A 21,292-nucleotide genomic window follows, 5' to 3' on the forward strand; every position below is an offset into this window, starting at 1 on the left:
CGCATTAATGGCGTTTTCTACACGGGTTCTCACAGCATGAAGTCGACGGCGGGCGGTTTGGTTAAACAGTGGCTGGGAGCCTCGGTATTGGCGGTGTCGGGGCTGGCGTTGCTGCCCCTCGGCGTGGCGCAGGCGCAGGAGCAGCAAAGCGCCCAGTTCACCTTTGCCCTGGCAGCCAAGCCGCTGCCCCAGGCCCTGAGCGATTTCAGCCGGGTCACCGGGATCAGCGTGATCTACACCGATGAAGCGCCTTACGGCCTCAGTGCCCCGGCGGTCAGCGGGCAAATGAGTGCCAACCAGGCCCTGCAACGTCTGCTGGGCAACTCCGGCTTCACGTTCCGCCAGATCGACGCCCGCACCTTGGCCCTGGAACCGGTGCCCACCGATGGCGCGCTCAACCTCGGCGCGACCACCATCAGCGGCGTCGGCCAAACCGAGGACAGCACCAGCTACCAGCCCCCGCCCACCAGCTCGGTGATGCGCTCCCGTGCTTTGCTGCTGGAAACCCCGCAAACCGTCAACGTGGTCCCCGCCCAAGTGCTGCGCGACCAGACCCCGCGCAACCTGGATGATGCCCTGGCCAACATCAGCGGCATCACCCAGGCCAATACCCTGGCCAGCACCCAGGACGCGGTGATGCTGCGCGGTTTTGGCGACAACCGTAACGGTTCGATCATGCGCGATGGCATGCCGGTGGTGCAGGGCCGGGCGTTGAATTCAACCGCAGAACGGGTCGAAGTGCTCAAGGGCCCGTCGTCGCTGCTGTATGGCATCCAGGACCCGGGCGGCGTAGTCAATATCGTCAGCAAAAAGCCGCAACTGACCCAGGCCACGTCCCTGACCGTGCGCGGCTCGACCTTCGGCGACGGCAAGAACGGCAGTGGCGGCAACCTCGACACCACCGGCCCCATCGGGGATTCGGGCCTGGCGTATCGCCTGATCGTCGACCATGAAGACGAAGACTACTGGCGCAACTTCGGCACTCACCGCGAGTCGCTGGTGGCGCCGTCCCTGGCCTGGTATGGCGATTCAACCAAGTTGTTGTTCGCCTACGAACACCGCGAATTTCTCTCGCCGTTCGACCGCGGCACGGCCATCGACAAGTCCAACCACCCATTGGACATCCCGGCCACTCGCCGTCTGGATGAGCCGTTCAACAACATGGAAGGCCGTTCCGACCTGTACCGCTTTGAAGCCGACCACGACTTGAACGACGACTGGAAAGCCCATTTCGGCTACAGCTGGAACCGTGAGACCTACGACGCCAGCCAGGTGCGCGTCAGCGCGGTGAGCACCAACGGCACCCTGACCCGCAAGATGGACGGCACCCAGGGCGCGATCACCACTGACCGCTTCACCACGGCGAGCCTGGAAGGCAAGGTCAATGTACTGGGCATGCAGCATGACCTGGTGTTCGGCCTGGACGACGAGTACCGCAAGATCTACCGCGCCGACCTGATTCGTCAGGATTCGCGCTCCACGTTCAACTACAACAACCCGGTGTACGGCAACGAAGTCGCGGGCACCAACGTCAGTGCTGCCGACAGCGCCCAGACCGACCTGTTGCGCAGCGACTCGCTGTTCTTCCAGGACGCGATTCACCTGACCGATCAGTGGATCTTCGTGGCCGGTGCGCGCTATCAGATGTATGACCAGTACGCCGGCAAGGGCGTGCCGTTCAAGGCCAACACCGACGGCAACGGCCAGGCCTGGGTGCCGCGTGCCGGCCTGGTGTATCGCTACACCGATGAGCTGTCGTTCTACGGCAGCTACACCGAGTCGTTCAAACCCAACTCCACCATCGCCCCTTTGCTCGATGGCAGCACGCTGACCGGTGACCTCACGCCTGAGGAATCCAAGTCGTGGGAACTGGGCGCCAAGCTCGATATCCCGGGGCGCATCACCGCCAGTGCCGCGTTGTTCACTATCGACAAGCGCAATGTGCTGGTGTCGGTGGGCTCCGGTGCGAACACCGTCTACAGCATCGCGGGGCAAGTACGTTCCCGTGGCCTGGAACTGGACGCCACCGGCCAATTGACCGACAAGTGGAGCCTGATCGGCAGCTACGCCTTTACCGATGCCGAAGACATCAAGGACAACAACCCGGCGCTTGAAGGCAACCGCCTGCAAAACGTGGCCAGGCACACCGGTTCGCTGTCGGTCGCGTACGACTTCGGCAACATTTTCGGCGGCGATCAGTTGCGTGTCGGCACCGGTGCGCGGTATGTCGGCGAGCGCGCAGGCGACGCCGCCAACGACTTCAACCTGCCGGGCTACACCGTGGCGGATGCCTTCGCCACCTACGACACCAGGATCGACGGGCAGAAGGTCAAATTCCAGGTCAACGTGAAGAACCTGTTCGACCGCGTCTACTACACCTCGGCGGCCAGCCGCTTGTTTGTGTCCATGGGCGATGCGCGGCAGGTGTCGGTGTCCAGCACCCTGGAGTTCTAAACCCCGGCGGGTTCCCTGTGGTGAGCGGGCTTGCCCCGCGTTGGGCTGCGAAGCGGCCCCAAAACAGGTTCTGCGGTGTTCCTGAAAAAACACGGCGGCATTAGTAAGGGCGGCTTCGCCACCCAGCGCGGGGCGAGCCCGCTCGCCACAAAGGTACGGAGCTGTTAGCGTTGCGGCCATTAATGGCTTTGCGGAACACAGTACCGATGCACTTTGGACGATGGCTACACCTGCTGTGCCTGAGCGTTTTACTGGGCGGCTGCGCGAGTGTTTCGCAGCCTTCCACGCCTTCAACACTGGATCACCTGCTGGCCGATCCGGCCCTCGATGGCGCCACGGTTTCCGTCATGGTGCGCGACGCCCGCAGCGGCAGCACCCTCTATCAACACAATCCGCGCACACGCCTGATCCCGGCCTCCAACCTCAAGTTGCTCACCACCGCTGCGGCGATGGATGTGCTGGGGCCGCAATACCGCTTCTCCACCCAACTGTTGAGCGACGGCACCCGGCAAGGTGAACGTCTTGCCGGCAACCTGTACCTGCGCGGCCTCGGCGACCCGACCACGCAGTTCGCCGACTACCAGGCATTGGCCGTCCAGCTGGCCAGCCAGGGCGTGCGCCAGGTGCAAGGCGACCTGGTGTTCGATGACACGTGGTTCGACGCCGAGCGCCTGGGCTTGGATTGGGCCCAGGACGACGAAAGTACCTACTACGGCGCGCAGATTTCGGCGCTGACGGTGTCGCCGAATGCGGATTTTGACGCGGGCACCTTGCTCGTTACGGCGAAGGCTCCCGTCGCACTCGGCCAGCCAGTGAGCGTGGTGGTGAGCCCGTCCACCGACTACGTGCAACTGAGCAACCGCGCTGTCAGTGGCCCCGGCAACAGCTACGGCATCACCCGCCAGCACGGCACCAACCTGCTGCAACTCACCGGCGCGCTCGCACCGGGCAAGCAAAGCCGGCAATGGGTGAGTGTGTGGGAACCGACGCAACTGGTGGCCAATCTGTTTGAGCAGGCCTTGGCGCAGCAGGGCATCCACGTGCTGGGCCGGCGCGTGATCGGTGGCACCAGCCCCGCGACGGCGACGGTGTTGGCGGAGCATCAATCGGCGCCGTTGCAGGGCTTGATCACGCCGCTGCTCAAGCTCTCGAACAACAACATGTCCGAAGCCTTGCTCAAGGCCATGGGCCGCAAAACCGCCAATGCCGGCACGGCGGCCGCGGGCGTGGCAGCGGTGACAGCCTTTATGCAGCGTCAGGGCCTGGACCCGGCGACGTTGAATCAGGTGGACGGTTCGGGTCTATCGCGACGTAATCTGGTGTCGTCACAGAATCTGACCGATCTGTTGTTGGCCACTTCCAAACAACCCTGGTTCGACGCCTGGTACAACGCCTTGCCGATTGCCGGCAATGCCGACCGTATGACCGGCGGCAGCCTGCGATATCGCCTGCGCGGGACGGCTGCCCAAAACAACCTGCACGCCAAGACCGGCTCCATGGCCGGCGTATCATCGTTGAGCGGCTATATCACCGATGCCGACGGACGGCGCCTGGTATTTTCGATGATCAGCAATAACTACGTCAGCGACGCAGCCCCTATCCGCGCCCTCGAAAATCGCCTGGCGCTGGCGCTGTCCCAGTGGCACGACTAGCTCAGGGCTGGTAGCCCATCCGCCAACTCACGGCCCGGGTCGCCGCCAGCAAGCGCTGCGCCGCCGGGCCATCTTCGTCGGCGTGGAACAGCGAGGTGGGACCGACCACGGTCATCACCGCCGCCACTTGCCCGACCGCGTTGAACACCGGCGCCGACAACGCATCCACCCCCGGCATCAGCAGGCCATGCACAAAGTGCAGGCCGCGCTGGCGGATCTGTTCACAGGCCGTGGCGTAGGCCTGGTCGTTGGCGAGGGCATGGGCGGTACCGGCCTGAATTTCACGCTCACGCAACTCGACGGTTTCCCGCGACGGCAGGAAGGCACTGAACACCAGCCCGGTGGATGAACTGAGCAGCGGTAACACCGAACCCAATTGCGTCACCACCGTCACGGCGCGCACGGCCGGTTCGATCTGTACCACGGTTGCGCCCTGGTTGCCCCATACCGCCAGAAAGCAGGTTTCATTCAAATCGTCGCGCAGCTCTGCCAGGGGCATCGCGCCGACTTTCAGCACGTCCATGCTACCCAGCGCGGCCAGGCCAACACGCAATGCTTCGCGCCCCAGGCCGTAATGGTTGGTGGCGGTGTTCTGTTCGGCAAAACCTGAGGCGATCAGCGCCTGTAAATAACGGTGCACCTTGCTCGCCGGCATCTGCACATGGTCGGCCAGCCGCGACAACGACGTGGAGGGCGACAGTTCGGCCAGGGCCTTGAGGATATCGGTGCCCACTTCGGCCGAGCGGACTTTCTGTTTACCGGTGTCGCGGGGCTTTTCCATGGAGAGGCGAGAATCCGAGAGATGAATGGGCGTCTTTATAGCTTGACGGTCGACAGTGATCAAATTACGTTATGCGTAACTGGATTACGATAAAAACAACTTCCGCATAGAGGATGATCCATGAACCTCGAATACCTGTCGGGCTTCGGCAATGAATTCGCCAGCGAAGCCTTGCTCGGCGCCTTGCCGGTCGGGCAGAACTCTCCGCAAAAAGCGCCCTACGGGCTGTATACCGAACTGTTTTCCGGCACCGCCTTCACCATGGTGCGCAGCGAAGCCCGCCGCACCTGGCTGTACCGCATCCAACCGTCGGCCAATCACCCGGCGTTTATCAAGCTGGAGCGGCAGCTGGCCGGTGGCCCTTTGGGCGCAGTGACGCCCAATCGCCTGCGCTGGAACCCGTTGGATATTCCGACTGAGCCGACGGACTTTATCGACGGCCTGGTCGGCATGGTGGCCAACGCCGGGTCGGAAAAACCCTCGGGCATCAGCATCTATAACTACTGCGCTAATCGCTCCATGGACCGTGTGTTCTTCAATGCCGACGGCGAACTGTTGATCGTGCCCGAGCAGGGCCGCCTGCGCATCGCCACCGAATTGGGCGTGCTGGACGTCGAGCCGCTGGAAATTGCGGTGTTGCCCCGTGGCCTCAAATTTCGCGTTGAACTGCTGGATGCACAAGCGCGCGGTTACGTCGCCGAAAACCATGGCGCACCGCTGCGCCTGCCGGACCTGGGGCCTATCGGCAGCAACGGCCTGGCCAACCCGCGTGACTTCCTCACCCCGGTGGCCCACTACGAAGACCTCAAGCAACCGACCACGCTGGTGCAGAAATTCCTCGGTGAACTGTGGGCCTGCGAGCTGGACCATTCACCGCTGAACGTGGTGGCCTGGCACGGCAACAACGTGCCGTACAAATACGACCTGCGCCGTTTCAACACCATTGGCACGGTAAGTTTCGATCACCCCGACCCGTCGATCTTCACTGTATTGACCTCGCCCACCAGCACTCATGGCCTGGCCAACCTCGACTTCGTGATATTCCCGCCGCGCTGGATGGTGGCCGAGAACACCTTCCGTCCGCCGTGGTTCCACCGCAACCTGATGAACGAATACATGGGCTTGATCCAGGGCGCCTACGACGCCAAGGCCGAAGGCTTCCTGCCCGGCGGCGCGTCGCTGCACAGCTGCATGAGCGCCCACGGCCCGGACGGCGAGACCTGCACCAAAGCCATCAACGTGGACCTGGCGCCGCACAAGATCGACAACACCATGGCCTTCATGTTCGAGACCAGCCAAGTGCTGCGTCCGACCCAGTTCGCCCTGGAGTGCCCGCAATTGCAACCTTCTTATGACGCGTGCTGGGCCTCGCTGCCCGCCACCTTCAACCCGAACCGGAGATAACCCATGACGCAGCCAACCCTTACCCGCAGCTGGGTAGCCTCCGCCAACGGTCACCGCGATTTCCCCCTGCAAAACCTGCCGCTGGGGGTGTTCAGCATCAATGGCTCGGCCCCGCGCAGCGGCGTCGCGATTGGCGACGCGATCCTCGACCTGCACGCCGCCCTGGATGAGTTTGAAGGCGAGGCCCGCCAAGCCGTTGAATCCACCGTGGGCGGCCAGTTGAACGCCTTTTTCGAGCTGGGCCGTGGCCCGCGCGTGGCGTTGCGCGAGCGCCTGCTGGAACTGCTGGCGGAGGGCAGCAAACTGCAAACCCGTGAAGCGCAGGTGCTGCACCGCGCCGCCGATTGCCAGATGCACCTGCCGGCGAAGATCAACGACTACACCGACTTCTACGTCGGCATCGAGCACGCGCAGAACGTCGGCAAACTGTTCCGCCCGGATAACCCGCTGCTGCCGAACTACAAGTACGTCCCGATCGGTTATCACGGCCGCGCCTCGACCATTCGCACCTCGGGTGCCGAGGTACGTCGCCCCAAAGGCCAGACCTTGCCGGCCGGCCAGACTGAGCCGAGCTTCGGCCCCTGCGCACGCCTGGACTATGAGCTGGAACTGGGCATCTGGATCGGCCAGGGCAATGCCATGGGCGACTCGATTGCCATTGGCGATGCGGCCGAGCATATCGCCGGTTTCTGCCTGCTCAATGACTGGTCGGCGCGGGACATCCAGGCCTGGGAATACCAGCCGCTGGGGCCGTTCCTGTCGAAGAGCTTCATCACCACCATTTCACCGTGGGTGGTCACGGCCGAAGCCCTGGAGCCGTTCCGTAAAGCACAACCAGCGCGGCCCGAAGGCGATCCGCAACCGCTGGCGTACCTGCTGGATAAACGCGATCAGGCGGCCGGCGCCTTCGATATAGAACTGGAAGTACTGCTCACCACGGCGTCGATGCGCGAGCAAAACCTGCCGGCCCATCGTCTGGCCCTGAGCAACAGCCTGCATATGTACTGGACCGTCGCGCAGTTGGTGGCGCACCACAGCGTCAACGGCTGCCAATTGCAGGCCGGCGACCTGTTCGGTTCGGGCACCTTGTCCGGCCCTGAGGTAGGGCAGTTCGGCAGCCTGCTGGAGATGACCGAGGGCGGTAAGAAGGTCATCGAACTGCCTTCCGGCGAAGTGCGCAGGTTCCTTGAAGACGGTGATGAAGTCATTCTGCGCGCCCGTTGCAACCGTGAAGGCTTTGCCTCCATCGGCTTCGGCGAATGCCGTGGCACCGTGGTCGCGGCGCGCTAGGAGGGCAGGGCGATGGAACTCTATACCTACTACCGTTCAACGGCGTCATACCGGGTGCGCATCGCCCTCGCGCTCAAGGGCCTGGATTTCACTGCGGTGCCCGTCAACCTGCTGGTGCCGGCGGGTGGCGCCAATCGCCAGCCCGAATACCTGGCCATCAACCCCCAAGGTCGCGTCCCGGCCTTGCGCACCGATGAGGGCGAGTTGCTGATTCAGTCCGCGGCGATCATTGAATATCTGGACGAACGTTATCCACAGGCGCCGCTGCTTTCCAAGGACATGGTCACCCGTGCCCATGAACGCGCGGTGGCGTCGATCATCGGCTGCGATATTCACCCGTTGCACAATTCCAGCACCCAGAACCTGCTGCGTCAGTGGGGGCATGATGAAGTGCAGGTGCTGGAGTGGATCGGGCATTGGATCAGCCTGGGGCTGGGTGCGGTGGAGCAGTTGATTGGCGATAAGGGTTATTGCTTTGGCGAGCAGCCGGGGATGGCGGACGCATTCCTGATTCCCCAGTTGTATGCGGCGGAGCGCTTCAAGGTGCCATTGGCGGCTTACCCGCGCATCGGCAGGGTGGCGGCGTTGGCGGCGCAGCATCCGGCATTCATCCAGGCCCATCCTGCCAGCCAACCCGATACGCCTTGAATGATCGTTCCCTCGCGCGGGAACAATAAAAACCTTGATGTTCCTGTTTGCCGGCACCTTCGCCATCGGCATGGCCTGATTTTACCGATCGATTGAAGAGCAAATTGTCCTGTGGCAAGTCCGCTCGCCACAGGACAATTTGCTGCTGAAAAGTCGTGGGTTCAATGCACCACGAAGTTGGGCGGCAGGTGCCCCAGCCGCTCAGTCAGGCGTAGGCGTTGGATCGGGTCTTCGCTGAGCATGAGCGCGTGTTCGAGGTCGAAGCGCTCGGCGTTGGGGCAGTCCAGGCGCTGATACAGGCTGGCCCGCGCGAGGTAATCGGCAGCGCTGGCATTGCCCAGTTCCAGCACGCGCTCGGCGTCGATCAGCGCGGCCAAAGGGTTGTCATTGGCCAGGTGCAACTGGCGCAGGTTGCGGGACAGCCGTTGCAGGATCGAACGGGGTTCGGCGGTGTGCAGGTGGTCGACCTGCAACTTGAGGTTGGGGCCGTACTGGCGTTGCAGCAGCTCGCGGCAATCGTTGGGGTACAGGCGTCGCCCGCCGCAGGGGTCCAGCAGGTGATCGGCACCGGGCACCCGCAACAGGAAGTGGCCGGGGAAGTTGACGCCGACCATGGGGATCCCCAGGCGTCGAGCCAGCTCCATGGCAATCAACCCCAGGGCCAGGGGCTGCCCGCGTTTGCGTTGCAACACCTTGTCCAGCAGGGCGGCGGCGGGGCGCAGCGGGGTGAAGTCATCCTGGGCGAAGCCGAGGTCATTCATGCGTCGCAGCAAGGGCTGCCCCAGTTCGTCCGCCGGCAGCATGGGCATGCCCTGGTTGACCTGTTGCTCGAGCAATTTCAGGTCCTGCATGATCAACGCCGGTAGCACCGCCGGGTCATGCTCGGCGGCAATCCACAGCGCGGCTTCAAACAGCGCGGGGGGCGAACGTTCCAGGCAGGCGAAAAAGGCTTGGCGGGGATTCATTGCTTTCTCCGGCAGATGCCCCGTTTTAGCCTTGCTGGGAAATTTCGTCCAGTGTCTTGAGAGATATCCTACGTGCTTATGTCGCAGGGCCTGCAAAACCGAGCGGCTTATTCCAGCGCACTTCGGCAGTTTTCTGCCGCAAGCCTATACTTGGCGACACAAGAAGTGATTCGGGAGCTCGACGATGTTTGCTCTCATGCACAGCACCCGCCTTGAATCGCTGCACCTGAGCATCGACCCGGTGACGGGGTTGAAGGCGGTCATAGCCATCCACAACAGCCGCCTGGGCCCAGCCCTGGGTGGTTGTCGCTACCTTGCTTACCCCGACGATGAAAGCGCCGTGGCGGACGCCGCGCGCCTGGCCCAAGGCATGAGCTACAAGGCCGCCCTGGCCGGGTTGCCGGTGGGTGGCGGTACGGCGGTGATCCTGCGCCCCGCCCATGTGGAAAACCGTGCGGCACTGTTTGAAGCCTTCGGTCGTTGCATCGAGCAACTCGACGGTCGCTACATCACCGCCACCGACAGCGGCACCTCGGTCGCCGACATGGACTGCATCGCTCAACACACCCGTTTCGTTACCAGCACCACCGCCGCCGGGGACCCTTCGCCCCATGCCGCCATGGGCGTGTTCGCCGGTATCCGCACCACCGCCATGGCCCGTCTGGGCAGCGACAACCTCGAAGGCTTGCGCGTGGCCATCCAGGGCCTGGGCAACGTGGGCTTCGCCCTGGCCGAACAACTTCACGCCGCCGGCGCCGAACTGCTGGTCAGCGACATCGATCACGGCAAGGTGCAACTGGCCATGGAACAGCTCGGCGCGCACCCGATCGCCAACGACGCCTTGCTCAGCACCCCGTGCGACATCCTCGCACCCTGCGGCCTGGGCGCCGTGTTCAACCGCCAGAGCGTCGGCCAGCTACGCTGCGCCGCCGTGGCCGGTTCCGCCAGTGCGCAACTGACCAACCTGCAAGTGGCCGACCAACTCGAAGGCCGCGGCATCCTCTACGCCCCGGACTACGTGATCAACTCCGGTGGCCTGATCTACGTCGCCCTCAAGCACAGCGGCGCCGAACTGCCGACCATCACCGCGCACCTGTCCAACATCGGCACGCGCCTGACCGAAATCTTCGCCCACGCCCAGGCCGAAAAACGTTCCCCGGCACGGGTCGCGGACGAACTGGCCGAGCGTTTGCTCTACAAATAGGCCAGGCATTAAAAAGGCCCTGAATCATGGACTCAGGGCCTGTTCAATTCGGACTTTATTCCGCCGGTGCGTTCAGCAGCTCGGACAACGCGTCCGGTTGGCTCTTGAACGCCTTGGCAAACACATCGCGATTCTTCGCCATGTAGATCCCCGCTTCTTCCACCTGCTGCTCGCTCAGGGACGGCACGGCTTTTTGCAACACTTCTGCGAGCAACTCAGCGAGTTCAAGCATCTTGTCATGACGGTCAGCTTCGGCTTTATCCATGAACAAACGCTCCAGATCTCGGCTGCTGCGGTATACCACTTCGACGGCCATTCACCACCTCACATGCCTTCACGATAGTTGTCTTTTGCGACTACTGTATTTATATACAGCTAAAAGGTTAAGCCAAACTGTGGGGTTTGGGTAGCAGTTTTTTAATGTAGCCGGGAAATAGGGGTTTGCTACACCGGAAATTTCTGACAACTTGCCGGGGTTGCGCTGGAATTGTCCGGTGGCTTACTTTCACCGGGCGCTGCAAATGCAGCTAGCGGGCTTGGCGGCCCAACAAGGAAGCGCAACAACACCCCTATAAGACTGCAGGCGTTTTTTGCATTTGCATTCTTGTGTCATGGCGGGTTGCGCATGGACCCTTCGGGGTGCCGGGTTGTTCCTTACCGGTCCGCCAACCTTGTGCAATCCGTCACCCAACCTGCTTGGCGGCAGGCGGTGATGGTTTCTTAACTAAGGAACTAATCTATGAAAAAAATCACTCCCAACCCCCCGTCCACCGATTCGACGCTATTCAGCGTCACGCCTGAAGCTGACACAGAAACCTTACTGGCTAACGCCAGCGAAACCCTGAACAGCGCCCGTGAAATGGCTAATATGCTGGCATTCGACCTTGAAGGTCCGCAGCGAAGTCTGGTATTGGCCATTCACCAATTGGTTGAGATTGGCGGTCTGTTAGTCGACCAAGCGCTAGAGAAAGTCGCACCAGTTTGATGCCAAGCCCTCTGACCGTTCCTACGTTTATGGGAACGGTCAAAAAATAGTCACAAATGGCTTCGATTTTTCCTGTTACTCACTTCATCGCTCGGAGCACGACAGTAAAAACTCCAGCGACTAGACTCCTTCTTCATCGACAACGGAGGCTTTTATGGACACTTCCTTTTCCTCAGGTATCCCCGCAGATACCGAAGAGCAGGCCGACAGCTATGACCGCTGGTTTCGCGCCAAGGTACAGGCCGCTCTTGATGATCCAAGCCCTGGCATTCCTCATGATGAAGTGATGGCAGAGATGCGCGCGTTAATCGAATCCAAACGCAAGAAAGGCGATGCTGATTGAGTGGGCTCCCGCAGCGCGGGTGCAACTCCGGCAAATTACTGATTACATCAGCGACCGCAATCCAGTTGCTGCGCTTGAGCTAAACCAAGCAATAGAAGCCTCCGTGCTGGCTCTTTCTCGTAGGCCCCATCTTTACCGCCCTGGGCGTGTCATCGGCACGCGAGAGATGGTGGTACACCCGAATTATCTGGTCGTTTATAAGGTGACAGACAACATTCGGGTCATCTCGGTTTTACACGCCCGCCAGCGATATCCTTGAAAAATCCGCTTCTCGGATTGGCAAAGTATCTACTCTGCTCATCCTCCCACGTGTCTCATGTCACCCCGCCATCATCTTATACCCGCCTCTGGCCTTTTTTCTGCATGCAGAACAACCGTCACGTCCAACCCGCATTATCCGGTCGAACCGACCTAAGGAAGCACCATCGTGAAATTTAATTGGGCCGAAAAGCTGCGCCATCAAGTCCATGGGCTGGCCGAGTCCCTGGGTAACCTGTTTGTCGAGTCGTTCCACTACCTGGCGTTGTTCGCCATCGGTGCGGTGACCGCCTGGGCAGCGGTGATGGAATTTCTGGGGATGCTGGAGAATGGACACATCAAGATCGATGACATCTTGCTGCTGTTCATCTACCTGGAATTGGGCGCGATGGTCGGGATTTATTTCAAGACCAACCACATGCCGGTGCGCTTCCTGATCTACGTGGCGATCACCGCGCTGACGCGTCTGTTGATCTCCAACGTGTCTCACCACAACCCGCCCGACCTCGGCATCATCTACCTGTGCGGCGGGATTCTGCTGTTGGCGTTTGCGATTCTGGTGGTGCGTTACGCGTCGTCGGCGTTCCCGTCGGTGAAGGTCGAAGGCCCGCGTCGCAAGGGCGAGGCGAGCCTGGAAACCGAGAAGGGTGAGCTTTAAAGCCCGACGCTGAAGGGAAGGGCGCGGGCCGGTGGCCGCTGCAACAATTTGTGGCTGTCGCCGTCCGTCATCACCGTCAGGATCTCCATGGCGCTGTGGCCCTGCTCGATGGCAATGCCGAATTGAATGCTTTGCACCAGGCGTTTGAGCCGTTGCGGGTCGTTGCGTTGTTCGGCGCTGATCATGCGTTTGGCCACTACACCCGTCTCATCCGAGAGGGTGAGCATGATGCTTCCGTCGAGCCGTTGGATGCTCAGGTTGACGCGGTATTTTGGGGTGAAGGTGTCGGTGATGATCTGAAAAGGATTGTCCATGGTGCGTTACCGCCTGATAAGAACATGCAGTCATTGACGACCGGTGTCGTGATTAGTTCGCGTTGCCTGACCACCGGCCACTCCGTCGCTGAGGTTGTACAAATTCCGTTTACCTCATGAGCTGTACAGCAAAGGGCGTGCCGTACAGCGATCTGTCAAACAATGAGCGCCTTATGTGGGAGGGGGCTTGCTCCCGATAGCGGTGCATCAGTCAATGAATACTTGGCTGATTCACCGCTATCGGGAGCAAGCCCCCTCCCACATGGGTTCTATGTTGTTATTGAGATCGGTGATCCGTTTCAGGGCAACACGGAAAAAACGATCGCTGACAGCGCAATCAGCACTCCACCCAGCTGACCGCCAGGCCGCCCCGTGACGTTTCTTTGTATTTGTCATGCATGTCGGCGCCGGTATCGCGCATGGTGCGGATCACCCGGTCGAGGGAAATGAAGTGCTTGCCGTCGCCGCGCAGAGCCATTTGCGTGGCGTTGATGGCCTTGACCGCGGCGATGGCATTGCGCTCGATGCACGGCACTTGCACCAGGCCGCCGACTGGGTCGCAGGTCAGGCCGAGGTTGTGTTCCAGGCCGATTTCGGCGGCGTTTTCCAGTTGTTCGGGGCTGGCGCCGAGGATGTCGGCCAAGCCGGCGGCGGCCATGGCGCAGGCTGACCCGACTTCGCCCTGGCAGCCGACTTCGGCACCGGAGATTGAGGCGTTTTTCTTACACAGAATGCCGACGGCTGCGGCGGCCAGGAAGAAATTGACCACATCGTCGTCGGACGCGGCGGCGTTGAACTTCATGTAGTAATGCAGCACCGCCGGGATGATCCCCGCCGCGCCATTGGTCGGCGCGGTGACCATGCGACCGCCCGCGGCATTTTCTTCGTTGACGGCGAGGGCAAACAGGTTGACCCATTCCATGGCCGACAAGGTCGAGGTGATCACATTGGGTTTGCCGATTTCCAGCAGGCTGCGGTGCAGTTTTGCTGCGCGGCGGGGCACGTCCAGGCCGCCTGGGAGGATGCCTTCGTCACGCAGGCCTTGTTCCACGCATTCGCGCATCACCGACCAGATATGCAGCAGGCCGCTGCGGATCTGTTCATCGCTGCGCCATGCGCGCTCGTTGGCCATCATCAATTCGGAAACCCGCAGGCCATGCTTGTTGCACAGGGCCAGCAGTTCGACGGCGCTGGAGAACTCGTAAGGCAATTGCACATCGCTGGTCGGTGCAATGCCCGAAGCGGCTTCAGCGGCGTCGATGATGAAACCGCCACCCACCGAATAATAGGTTTGCTCACTCAGCAGGCCGTTGTCGCCGTAGGCCAGCAGGGACATGGCGTTGGGGTGGTAGGGCAGGCTTTCGTCCAGCAGTAGGAGGTCGCTTTGCCAGTTGAAGGCAATTTCATGCTTGCCGGCCAGTAACAAGCGACCGGACTCGCGCAGTTGTTGGATACGCGGGTTGATCGAGGTGGGAGCGACCTGATCCGGCCATTCGCCCATCAGGCCCATGACACAGGCGCGGTCGGTGGCGTGGCCGACACCGGTGGCGGACAGCGAGCCATACAGGCGCACTTCGACGCGGCGCGTTTCACCCAGCCATTGCTGGTCGCTCAGGGCTTGGACGAAGGTCGCCGCCGCGCGCATGGGGCCGACGGTATGGGAGCTGGAAGGGCCGATGCCCACCTTGAATAGATCGAAAACACTGATAGCCATGCTAAAGCCTTACAAGCAATGGAGTAGGAATCGCTGCCATGTTTTGTAGGACGAGCGCAGTTGGCGTGATACTGAGCCTCTGGATCAGCACTGACCAACGAATTATCCTAAGACACCCTTTAGCAGGACTAAACCCTATGGCTCGCCCTCTCAATGGCCAGACTTATGTCTGGCTGCACGTGTTTTCCTGCGCTGCACGGCATTTGTCGTTCACCCGCTGCGCCGAAGAACTGCACATCACTCCGGGGGCGGTGAGCCAACAAATCCGCCAGTTGGAGGAGCGTCTTGGGTTTCGGCTGTTTCATCGACGAGCGCGGGGTGTGGAGCTGAGTGCCGAGGGCCAGCGCCTGGCGGCAACGGTGGGGGAGGCTTATGGCAGCATCGACGCCGAGTTGCAGCGCCTGGACGCGGGGATGATCAGCGGCACCTTGCGCCTGCGCTCTATCCCCTCGTTCCTAGGCAAGTGGCTGACTCCACGTTTACCGCGTTTGCAGCAGCGCTTCCCGGATATTCAACTGCGTATGGTCGCCGAGGACAGCAGCATCGCCCTGCACGAAGGTGACTTCGACCTCGCCATCGACCTCAATGACGGCAGCTACCCCGGGCTGTTATCCACAGCCCTGTTGGATGAGCAGATTTTCCCGGTGTGCGCGCCGAGCCTGTTGCGAGGGCGGCCGCCGTTGCACGGCCCAGCCGACCTCGTGCATTTCCCGCTGCTGCACGACATTACCGCCTGGCGTGGGAGTTATGAGTATGCGGAGTGGGAGTTCTATCTGAATGCCATCGGCTACCACGACGCAGACGTACGCCGTGGCCACACCTTCAACCGCAACCACCTGACCATCGAAGCCGCCATCGCCGGCATGGGCGTGGCGATTGCGCGACGCACCTTGCTCAACGATGAGCTGGAACGCGGCACCTTGATCGTGCCGTTCGGCCTTGCGGTGCCCAACCACAAACGCTATGTGCTGCTGTATGCGCCGGGCGCGCTGAGCCATCCGGGCGTGCGCGCGGTGCATGACTGGCTGGTAGAGGAAGCAGGGATTTTTCGCGCTTTGCACCCGCTGGGAGAGGGGCAATTGTGAGGATCGCAGGGCGTAAGAAGATGTAACTAACTCCCCACCCTAACAGCGTTTTTGCTTGTCGTCAGGGTTAATTTGTAATGTAGGATTTATCTTTGCAAAGGGGTTGAAATGTTTCTCTGGCTGCTCAATTGTGTAATCAAGAGGTCATGGTTTCACCACCCCGGTGTTGCAGTTTGTGACCTCCCGCGAGCTAGCTGAAATAAGGGAAGAACTATGCAAATCCAAGTCAATAGCGATAACCATATTGAAAGCAGCATCCGACTGGAGGAGTGGGTACGTACTACCATTGAGAGCACGCTCGAACGTTATGAAGAAGACCTGACCCGAGTGGAGGTCTACCTGCGGGATGAGAACGGCGACAAGCCCGGTCCCCACGATTTAAGTTGCCGCCTGGAAGCGCGGCCTAAAGGCCATCAAGCGCTTTCGGTGTCCGCCAAGGGCGATACCCTCGAACAGGCGATTGACAGTGCGGCCACCAAGCTCGATCACGCGTTGGAACATCTGTTTGGCAGACTGCAAGGCAAGCCCCGCGCTGCCGCGAAAAACCAGCCAATCAACAAAGTGAACGAAGACGCGCTGGAACAGGAATTCCTGGAAAACGAAAACGCTGTCATCAACGGCTAACTTTTTTCACCCCCTGCAAACGGGCCTGCATCTGCAGGCCCGTTTTCGTTTAGCGGCCGCGTCGGAAAAAATACCGGCTCAACAGCGCCAACCCGCCAGCACCCAACCCGGCAAACAGCATCGCCCAACCGGCGCCGTGGCGCAGTGCCGCCTGGGCGTCGTTGACTGTCAGCCCCATCGACTCGAGTTTTCCTGCGGCAATGTTTTGACTGATAACCGGCCAATCCATTGCCGTGGTGGCGGGCAGCACCTCGGCCAGTTGATGGCTGATCCCCAGCAACAGCACCCACCCCATCAGGGCAATGTTGAGCGCCAGGGTGATCAGCCGCGCACTGAGGTCGATGCCCGAGGCCATGCCCGCGCGGTCCGCCGACACCGAACCGGTGGTGGTGTTGGTGGTGGGCGAGTTGGTCAGCGCCAGGCCTACGCCGGCGATCACGCAAATGAGCAGCACCAGCTCGATACGTGGGTGCTCGGCGCCGTTGACGGCGGCCATGGCCAGAAAGCCCGCGCCCATCAGGCCCAGGCCGAGGGGGATGATGCGTTCGGCGCCATAGCGCAGGGCCAGGCGCTCTGCCAGCGGCGGCACCAGCAAGGTCGGCAGGGTGTAGGCGAGCAACGCGGCGCCGGTGGTCAAGGTGTCGTAACCCAGGCCCGCCTGAAAGTACAACGGCAGGTAGATCATGAACGGCCAGAAGCTGAAGTTCATGCCGATCGAACCCATCAACGCGCCGTTGAAACGCTGGATGCGGAACACCGAGAAGTCGAACATCGGGTGCGCACTGCGAAGCTCGACCGTGATGAACAGCAGCAAGCCGAGCACCGACAACGCCGCCCAACCGAGCATGGCCGGTGTGCCGAAGCCGTGCTCGCTGCCTTGGGTGATGAAGTACACCAGGGCAAACACCGACACGGTCAAGGTGAGCATGCCGGCGATGTCTAGGCGACGGGCGGCCGGGTCACGGGACTCCTGCACGCTGATGCGCAGCAGCACCAGAGTGAACAGGGTGAGCGGCACGTGCACGAGGAACACCCAGCGCCAATCCGTCACCGTCAGGATCAATGCGCCGATCATCGGTCCGAAGCCCAGGCCCACGCCGGCAATCACCCCCCATATTGCAAACGCCCGTGCCCGCGCTACCGGTTCGCTGAACAGGTGCGACAGGATGGCGAACTGGCAAATCATCATCGCTCCGGCACCGATGCCCTGGACAAACCGCGCCGTGATCAGCAGCGAGGCATCCTCGGCCAGCCCGCAGGCCAGGGAGGCCAGGCCAAACACCCACAGGCACAACACCAGCATGCGGCGACGACCAAAGCGATCCGCCAATGTGCCCGCTGCCATCAGCACGCAGGTGCAGGCGAGGGTGTAGGCGTTCATGATCCATTGGGCGTCCTGGAAGCCCGTGCCCAATTCTCGCTCGAGCGTCGGCAGGATCACCGGGACGCTGGAAATCTCCAGGTCGAACATCAGGGCGACGAGGCACACGGCAGTGAGGGCCAGGCCATTCCTGGCAGTACGCGGGCGGCTGGCGGCGGTTAACGTGGCGGCGGGTGGCATGGGATTCTCCTGTGGATGGGTGTCGGGGTATTTTCAGGGGAATAGGGTTCGTTATTCGTGATAAGTTTTCTGTCCATAGGGGAATCAAGGGCGACAATAGAGCCATGGCCACACCGCGTTTTGATGGCGTTGAGCTGTTTCTGCACATCGTCGAAAGCGGCAACCTGACTGAGGCCGCCGAACGGCTGAACCTCACACGCTCTGCGGTTGGCAAGGGCCTGGCGCGATTGGAAGCACGGCTGGGCACGTGCCTGCTGCAGCGCTCCACCCGCCGCCAGCGCCTGACCGAGGACGGCCAGGCGTACTACGAACATTGCCTGCGGGCGTTGGCGGAACTCGAGGCTGCCGAGTCAGTGCTGGAAAGCGGCCGGCAACAGCCACGCGGCCGCTTGCGGGCCAGCCTGCCACTGGCGTTCGGGCACCACTATGCGGCCCCGGCATTGTGGGGATTGATGGCGCGTTATCCGGAACTGGAGATCGAGATCAGCTTCGCCGATCGGCTGGTGGACCTGGCACAGGAAGGCTTCGACGTCGCCGTGCGGATCGGCCCGCTGCCCGACACCGACCGCCTCAGTGCTCGTCGCCTGGGCGAGCAGGCCATGGGACTGGCGGCGTCACCGGCGTACTTGCAGCGCGTCGGGCCGATTGAATGCATTGAAGACCTTGCCGACCACCGCGGTATCGCCTATCGCAGTACCACCCCGCAGCGCAATCGCGTGGCCTCGCCGTTAATGATGGACGACCTCCAGGCCGTGGCCGATGCCGCCATCGCGGGCGTCGGCCTGGCCTGGTTACCGAGTTGGTTGATTGCGCATTACGTGCTGCGTGGGCGGTTGGTCGCGGTGTTGCCCGACTATCGCGACCAACCTGCGCCCATCCATGTGATCTGGCCCACTGCCGTCCATATGCCGGCCAAGACACGCTGTGCAATCGATGCGTTGGTCGCGGCCACCCCCAGTTGCCTGGCGGGCAGTTAGAACGCGATGGAGGTCTGCACGTACACCGTACGCGGTTCACCAACGTATTTGCCCTTGTTGTTATCGTCGAACGAGCGCGTGAAGTACTGCTTGTTGAAGATGTTCTTCACGCCGACCGCCACGTTCAGATCCGACAGTTGCGGGCCGAAATCATAGGCCGCGCGGCTGCTGAACAGCATGTAGCCGGGGATTCGACCGTTGGCGCCGTCAGCACTTTCTGCCTGAGTGTTGGCGTTGTCGGCGAACTGGCTGCTCTGATAGCTGCTGTCCACATTGAGTTTCCAGCGCCCTTCGGTGTAACCCACGCCAAGGGTGCCCTTGTGCTTGGACGAGAAGGGCACGCGGTTGCCTTTGTTCGGGCCGTCTTCGCGGATGGTGGCGTCGACATAGGCGTAGGTGGCGTACACATCGAAACCGGCCAACGCCGGGCTCAAACCATCGAGGGCGTAGTTGGCGCTGGTTTCAATACCCTGGTGGCGCGTCTCGCCGCGGGCGATCACCGAATCGTTGGTCTGGTTGCTTTCATACTGGTTGTCGAAGTTGATCAGGAACGCGCCGATCTCTGCGCGCAAGGTGCCGTCGTCATAGCGGGTACCCAGTTCCCAGGTGCGGGCTTTTTCCGGTTTCACTTCACCGCTGGTCACACGGTTGGGCATCTGGCTGTACTGCACGCTGCCGAATGAACCTTCGGTGTTGGCGTACAGGTTCCAGTCGTCGGTCAGGTGATAGAGCACGTTCAACGCCGGCAGCGCGGTGTTGTAGTCGCCTTTGTATTTGACGTTGGTCAGGTTGTTGCTCTGCTGGGACTCGATCATCTCGTAGCGGATGCCCGGGGTGATGGTCCATTTGCCGATATCAATCCGGTCATCGACGAAGAACGCATTGGCTTCGGTACCGCCGCGGGTGTCGCGGTCATTGCGGCTGTCGGTGCTGGGGATTTGCTGGTTATTGGCGGAAATCGGCGTGCGGTAGCGCAACTCGTGGCCGGCTTCGTTGATGTAGCGGTAGCCGACGCCCACTTCATGGCTGGTCGGACCGAGGTCGAAGCCTTGGGCGAAACGGGTTTCCACGCCGCGCACCCAGTATTCACGCGGGGACAGCGACAGGAAGGTGCCCTGGTCCAGGTAGCCACTGCGCAGGGTCTTGGTGAAGAAGCTGTTGACGGTGAATTCGCGGCGGTCCTGCTCGTAGCGATAGCCGACGTTGAACATCGTACGGCGGCCCCAGAATTTGTCGTAGGGGCGGGTGGACTGATACGGATCGGCCTTGTAGTCCGCGACGTTCAAGCCCCCAGGCATATCGGCCTGGCCTTCGTAGTACTGCGCCATGGCGTTGAAGCTGTTGGCGTCGTCGAGCTGGTATTTGCCTTTGAGGATCAGGTCGTCGATGCGCGTGTTGCTGTTTTCGCGCCAGTCACCGCCACGGGTGCCGGAATACAAAATCGCGCCGCCCAGGCCATTCTCGGCAGTGCCGCCGGCCAGCAGGTTGCCGGTGGTCTTGAAGCCGTCATGGCTGGAAGACGGGCTGGTTTCGGTCTGCAAGCCACCTTTGACGGTCGGCGCATCCGGGATCGCGCGGGTCACGAAGTTGACCACGCCGCCAACGTTCTGCGGGCCGTAGCGCACCGCGCCGCCGCCACGTACCACGTCCACGGCGTCCATGTTGCCCATGCTGATCGGCGCGAAGGACAACTGCGGTTGGCCGTACGGCGCGAAGGGCACCGGGATGCCGTCCATCAGCACCGTTGAGCGCGATGCCAGGCGCGGGTTGAGGCCGCGAATGCCGAAGTTCAGCGCCATATCGTGGCTGCCGGTGCCGTTATTGTCCGGGGCGTTGACGCCGGGGATGCGATTGAGCACGTCCTTGGCCTGGGTAGCGCCCTGGCGTTCGAACTCTTCGCGGCGGATCACGTCACGGGCGCCGGGGTGTTCGAATATATTGGTTTGTGCCGCATCGCCGAGCCAGTCGCCGACCACGCTAGAGGTCGCCAACTCGACAGTCGCCGGCGCTGTTGCCGGTTGCAGGCTGTAGGCATTGTCGCCCTCGGCGCGGGCTTGCAGGCCGGTGCCTTCCAGCAACTTTTGCAGGCCCTCGGCAGCGCTGTAGTTGCCGGACAAACCACGACTCTGCATGCCCGCGGTGACCTCGGAACCGAAGGAAATCAACACGCCGGCTTCGCGGCCAAACTGGTTCAGGGCTGCTTCCAGCGAGCTTGGCGCGATGTGATACGGCTTGGCATCGGCCGCCATCACGCCAGGCAGTACGGTGAAGCTGAGGCTGGCGCCCAGTAGCAGTTGGCGCAAGGTGCGGGCGAGGAGGGTGGGTTGCTGGGGCATGAAGGGCGGTCCTGAGAAGGAAGGATCAAGGTGGCTTTC

Annotated in this window: 20 protein-coding genes; 13 read left to right on the forward strand and 7 right to left on the reverse strand. The window is 61.8% G+C overall.

Going from position 1 to position 21,292, the window contains the following annotated elements:
• Positions 1-36: 36 nt before the first annotated feature.
• Together FBY10_RS02150 and dacB are read left to right on the forward strand one after the other, a co-directional pair.
• Positions 37-2,454, forward strand: coding sequence for a TonB-dependent receptor (locus FBY10_RS02150; protein WP_145335251.1), 2,418 nt, complete (start codon positions 37-39; stop codon positions 2,452-2,454).
• A 206-nt stretch (positions 2,455-2,660) separates the two neighbouring features.
• Complete coding sequence (gene dacB, locus FBY10_RS02155; protein ID WP_131698324.1) at positions 2,661-4,106, forward strand: D-alanyl-D-alanine carboxypeptidase/D-alanyl-D-alanine-endopeptidase; 1,446 nt, start codon at positions 2,661-2,663, stop codon at positions 4,104-4,106.
• Position 4,107: 1 nt separating this feature from the next.
• On the opposite strand, the gene FBY10_RS02160 is transcribed toward dacB, so the two are convergent.
• Positions 4,108-4,887: an IclR family transcriptional regulator gene (locus FBY10_RS02160; RefSeq protein WP_131698323.1), complete on the reverse strand. Its 780-nt coding sequence runs from the start codon at positions 4,885-4,887 to the stop codon at positions 4,108-4,110.
• Positions 4,888-5,007: 120 nt separating this feature from the next.
• Here FBY10_RS02160 and hmgA point away from each other — a divergent pair, with 120 nt between their 5' ends.
• From hmgA to maiA, 3 genes are read left to right on the forward strand one after another with little or no spacing between them, the layout of a single operon-like run.
• Complete coding sequence (gene hmgA, locus FBY10_RS02165; RefSeq protein ID WP_145335248.1) at positions 5,008-6,291, forward strand: homogentisate 1,2-dioxygenase; 1,284 nt, start codon at positions 5,008-5,010, stop codon at positions 6,289-6,291.
• Positions 6,292-6,294: 3 nt separating this feature from the next.
• Complete coding sequence (gene fahA, locus FBY10_RS02170) at positions 6,295-7,581, forward strand: fumarylacetoacetase (RefSeq protein ID WP_145335246.1); 1,287 nt, start codon at positions 6,295-6,297, stop codon at positions 7,579-7,581.
• Positions 7,582-7,593: 12 nt separating this feature from the next.
• Positions 7,594-8,229 carry a maleylacetoacetate isomerase gene (maiA, locus tag FBY10_RS02175; protein ID WP_145335244.1) on the forward strand — a complete coding sequence of 212 codons (636 nt, stop codon included), beginning with the start codon at positions 7,594-7,596 and terminating at the stop codon, positions 8,227-8,229.
• Positions 8,230-8,390: 161 nt separating this feature from the next.
• Here the strand turns inward: maiA and FBY10_RS02180 are convergent, their stop codons facing one another.
• A complete protein-coding gene (locus FBY10_RS02180; protein ID WP_145335242.1) occupies positions 8,391-9,194 on the reverse strand; it encodes a SirB1 family protein in 804 nt (267 codons plus the stop codon).
• A gap of 184 nt (positions 9,195-9,378) precedes the next feature.
• On the opposite strand from FBY10_RS02180, the gene FBY10_RS02185 reads away from it, so the two are divergent.
• Entirely contained in the window at positions 9,379-10,398 is a 1,020-nt protein-coding gene (locus tag FBY10_RS02185) for a Glu/Leu/Phe/Val dehydrogenase dimerization domain-containing protein (protein WP_027604689.1), read from the forward strand.
• A gap of 55 nt (positions 10,399-10,453) precedes the next feature.
• Here FBY10_RS02185 and FBY10_RS02190 read toward each other — a convergent pair whose 3' ends face one another.
• Positions 10,454-10,714, reverse strand: a complete 261-nt coding sequence (locus FBY10_RS02190; RefSeq protein WP_012722374.1) for a YebG family protein — start codon at positions 10,712-10,714, stop codon at positions 10,454-10,456.
• Positions 10,715-11,137: 423 nt separating this feature from the next.
• Here FBY10_RS02190 and FBY10_RS02195 point away from each other — a divergent pair, with 423 nt between their 5' ends.
• The 4 genes from FBY10_RS02195 to FBY10_RS02210 all read left to right on the forward strand — a co-directional run bounded on the left by FBY10_RS02195 (position 11,138) and on the right by FBY10_RS02210 (position 12,642).
• Positions 11,138-11,383 (forward strand): DUF6124 family protein, encoded by a 246-nt coding sequence (locus FBY10_RS02195; RefSeq protein WP_065924200.1) that lies wholly within the window; start codon positions 11,138-11,140, stop codon positions 11,381-11,383.
• Between the two features lie 154 nt (positions 11,384-11,537).
• The gene (locus FBY10_RS02200; protein ID WP_115487608.1) at positions 11,538-11,726 is read left to right on the forward strand and encodes an antitoxin; all 189 of its coding nucleotides are present in this window, start codon (positions 11,538-11,540) and stop codon (positions 11,724-11,726) included.
• Positions 11,716-11,985, forward strand: coding sequence for a type II toxin-antitoxin system RelE/ParE family toxin (locus FBY10_RS02205; protein ID WP_145335240.1), 270 nt, complete (start codon positions 11,716-11,718; stop codon positions 11,983-11,985). The genes FBY10_RS02200 and FBY10_RS02205 overlap by 11 nt, the downstream gene beginning before the upstream one ends.
• A gap of 168 nt (positions 11,986-12,153) precedes the next feature.
• Entirely contained in the window at positions 12,154-12,642 is a 489-nt protein-coding gene (locus FBY10_RS02210; protein ID WP_027604688.1) for a phosphate-starvation-inducible protein PsiE, read from the forward strand.
• Here FBY10_RS02210 and FBY10_RS02215 read toward each other — a convergent pair.
• On the reverse strand, positions 12,639-12,956 hold the full coding sequence (locus FBY10_RS02215) for a DUF3509 domain-containing protein (RefSeq protein WP_131698318.1): 318 nt from the start codon (positions 12,954-12,956) through the stop codon (positions 12,639-12,641). The two genes, FBY10_RS02210 and FBY10_RS02215, sit on opposite strands and share 4 nt — an antisense overlap.
• A gap of 337 nt (positions 12,957-13,293) precedes the next feature.
• A complete protein-coding gene (locus FBY10_RS02220) occupies positions 13,294-14,670 on the reverse strand; it encodes an L-serine ammonia-lyase (RefSeq protein ID WP_145335237.1) in 1,377 nt (458 codons plus the stop codon).
• 137 nt (positions 14,671-14,807) lie between these two features.
• Here FBY10_RS02220 and FBY10_RS02225 point away from each other — a divergent pair, with 137 nt between their 5' ends.
• Both FBY10_RS02225 and FBY10_RS02230 read left to right on the forward strand, forming a co-directional pair.
• Positions 14,808-15,755, forward strand: coding sequence for a LysR substrate-binding domain-containing protein (locus FBY10_RS02225; protein WP_131698316.1), 948 nt, complete (start codon positions 14,808-14,810; stop codon positions 15,753-15,755).
• 213 nt (positions 15,756-15,968) lie between these two features.
• Positions 15,969-16,379 carry an HPF/RaiA family ribosome-associated protein gene (locus FBY10_RS02230; protein WP_131698315.1) on the forward strand — a complete coding sequence of 137 codons (411 nt, stop codon included), beginning with the start codon at positions 15,969-15,971 and terminating at the stop codon, positions 16,377-16,379.
• A 49-nt stretch (positions 16,380-16,428) separates the two neighbouring features.
• Here FBY10_RS02230 and FBY10_RS02235 read toward each other — a convergent pair whose 3' ends face one another.
• Positions 16,429-17,940 carry an MFS transporter gene (locus FBY10_RS02235; RefSeq protein ID WP_145335235.1) on the reverse strand — a complete coding sequence of 504 codons (1,512 nt, stop codon included), beginning with the start codon at positions 17,938-17,940 and terminating at the stop codon, positions 16,429-16,431.
• A 104-nt stretch (positions 17,941-18,044) separates the two neighbouring features.
• On the opposite strand from FBY10_RS02235, the gene FBY10_RS02240 reads away from it, so the two are divergent.
• Positions 18,045-18,917, forward strand: a complete 873-nt coding sequence (locus tag FBY10_RS02240) for a LysR family transcriptional regulator (protein ID WP_145335233.1) — start codon at positions 18,045-18,047, stop codon at positions 18,915-18,917.
• On the opposite strand, the gene fecA is transcribed toward FBY10_RS02240, so the two are convergent.
• Positions 18,914-21,253, reverse strand: a complete 2,340-nt coding sequence (fecA, locus tag FBY10_RS02245; protein ID WP_145335231.1) for a TonB-dependent Fe(3+) dicitrate receptor FecA — start codon at positions 21,251-21,253, stop codon at positions 18,914-18,916. The genes FBY10_RS02240 and fecA overlap by 4 nt on opposite strands.
• Positions 21,254-21,292: the final 39 nt, after the last annotated feature.

Origin of the sequence: Pseudomonas sp. SJZ103, assembly GCF_007828335.1 — a bacterium.
Lineage (GTDB): Bacteria > Pseudomonadota > Gammaproteobacteria > Pseudomonadales > Pseudomonadaceae > Aquipseudomonas.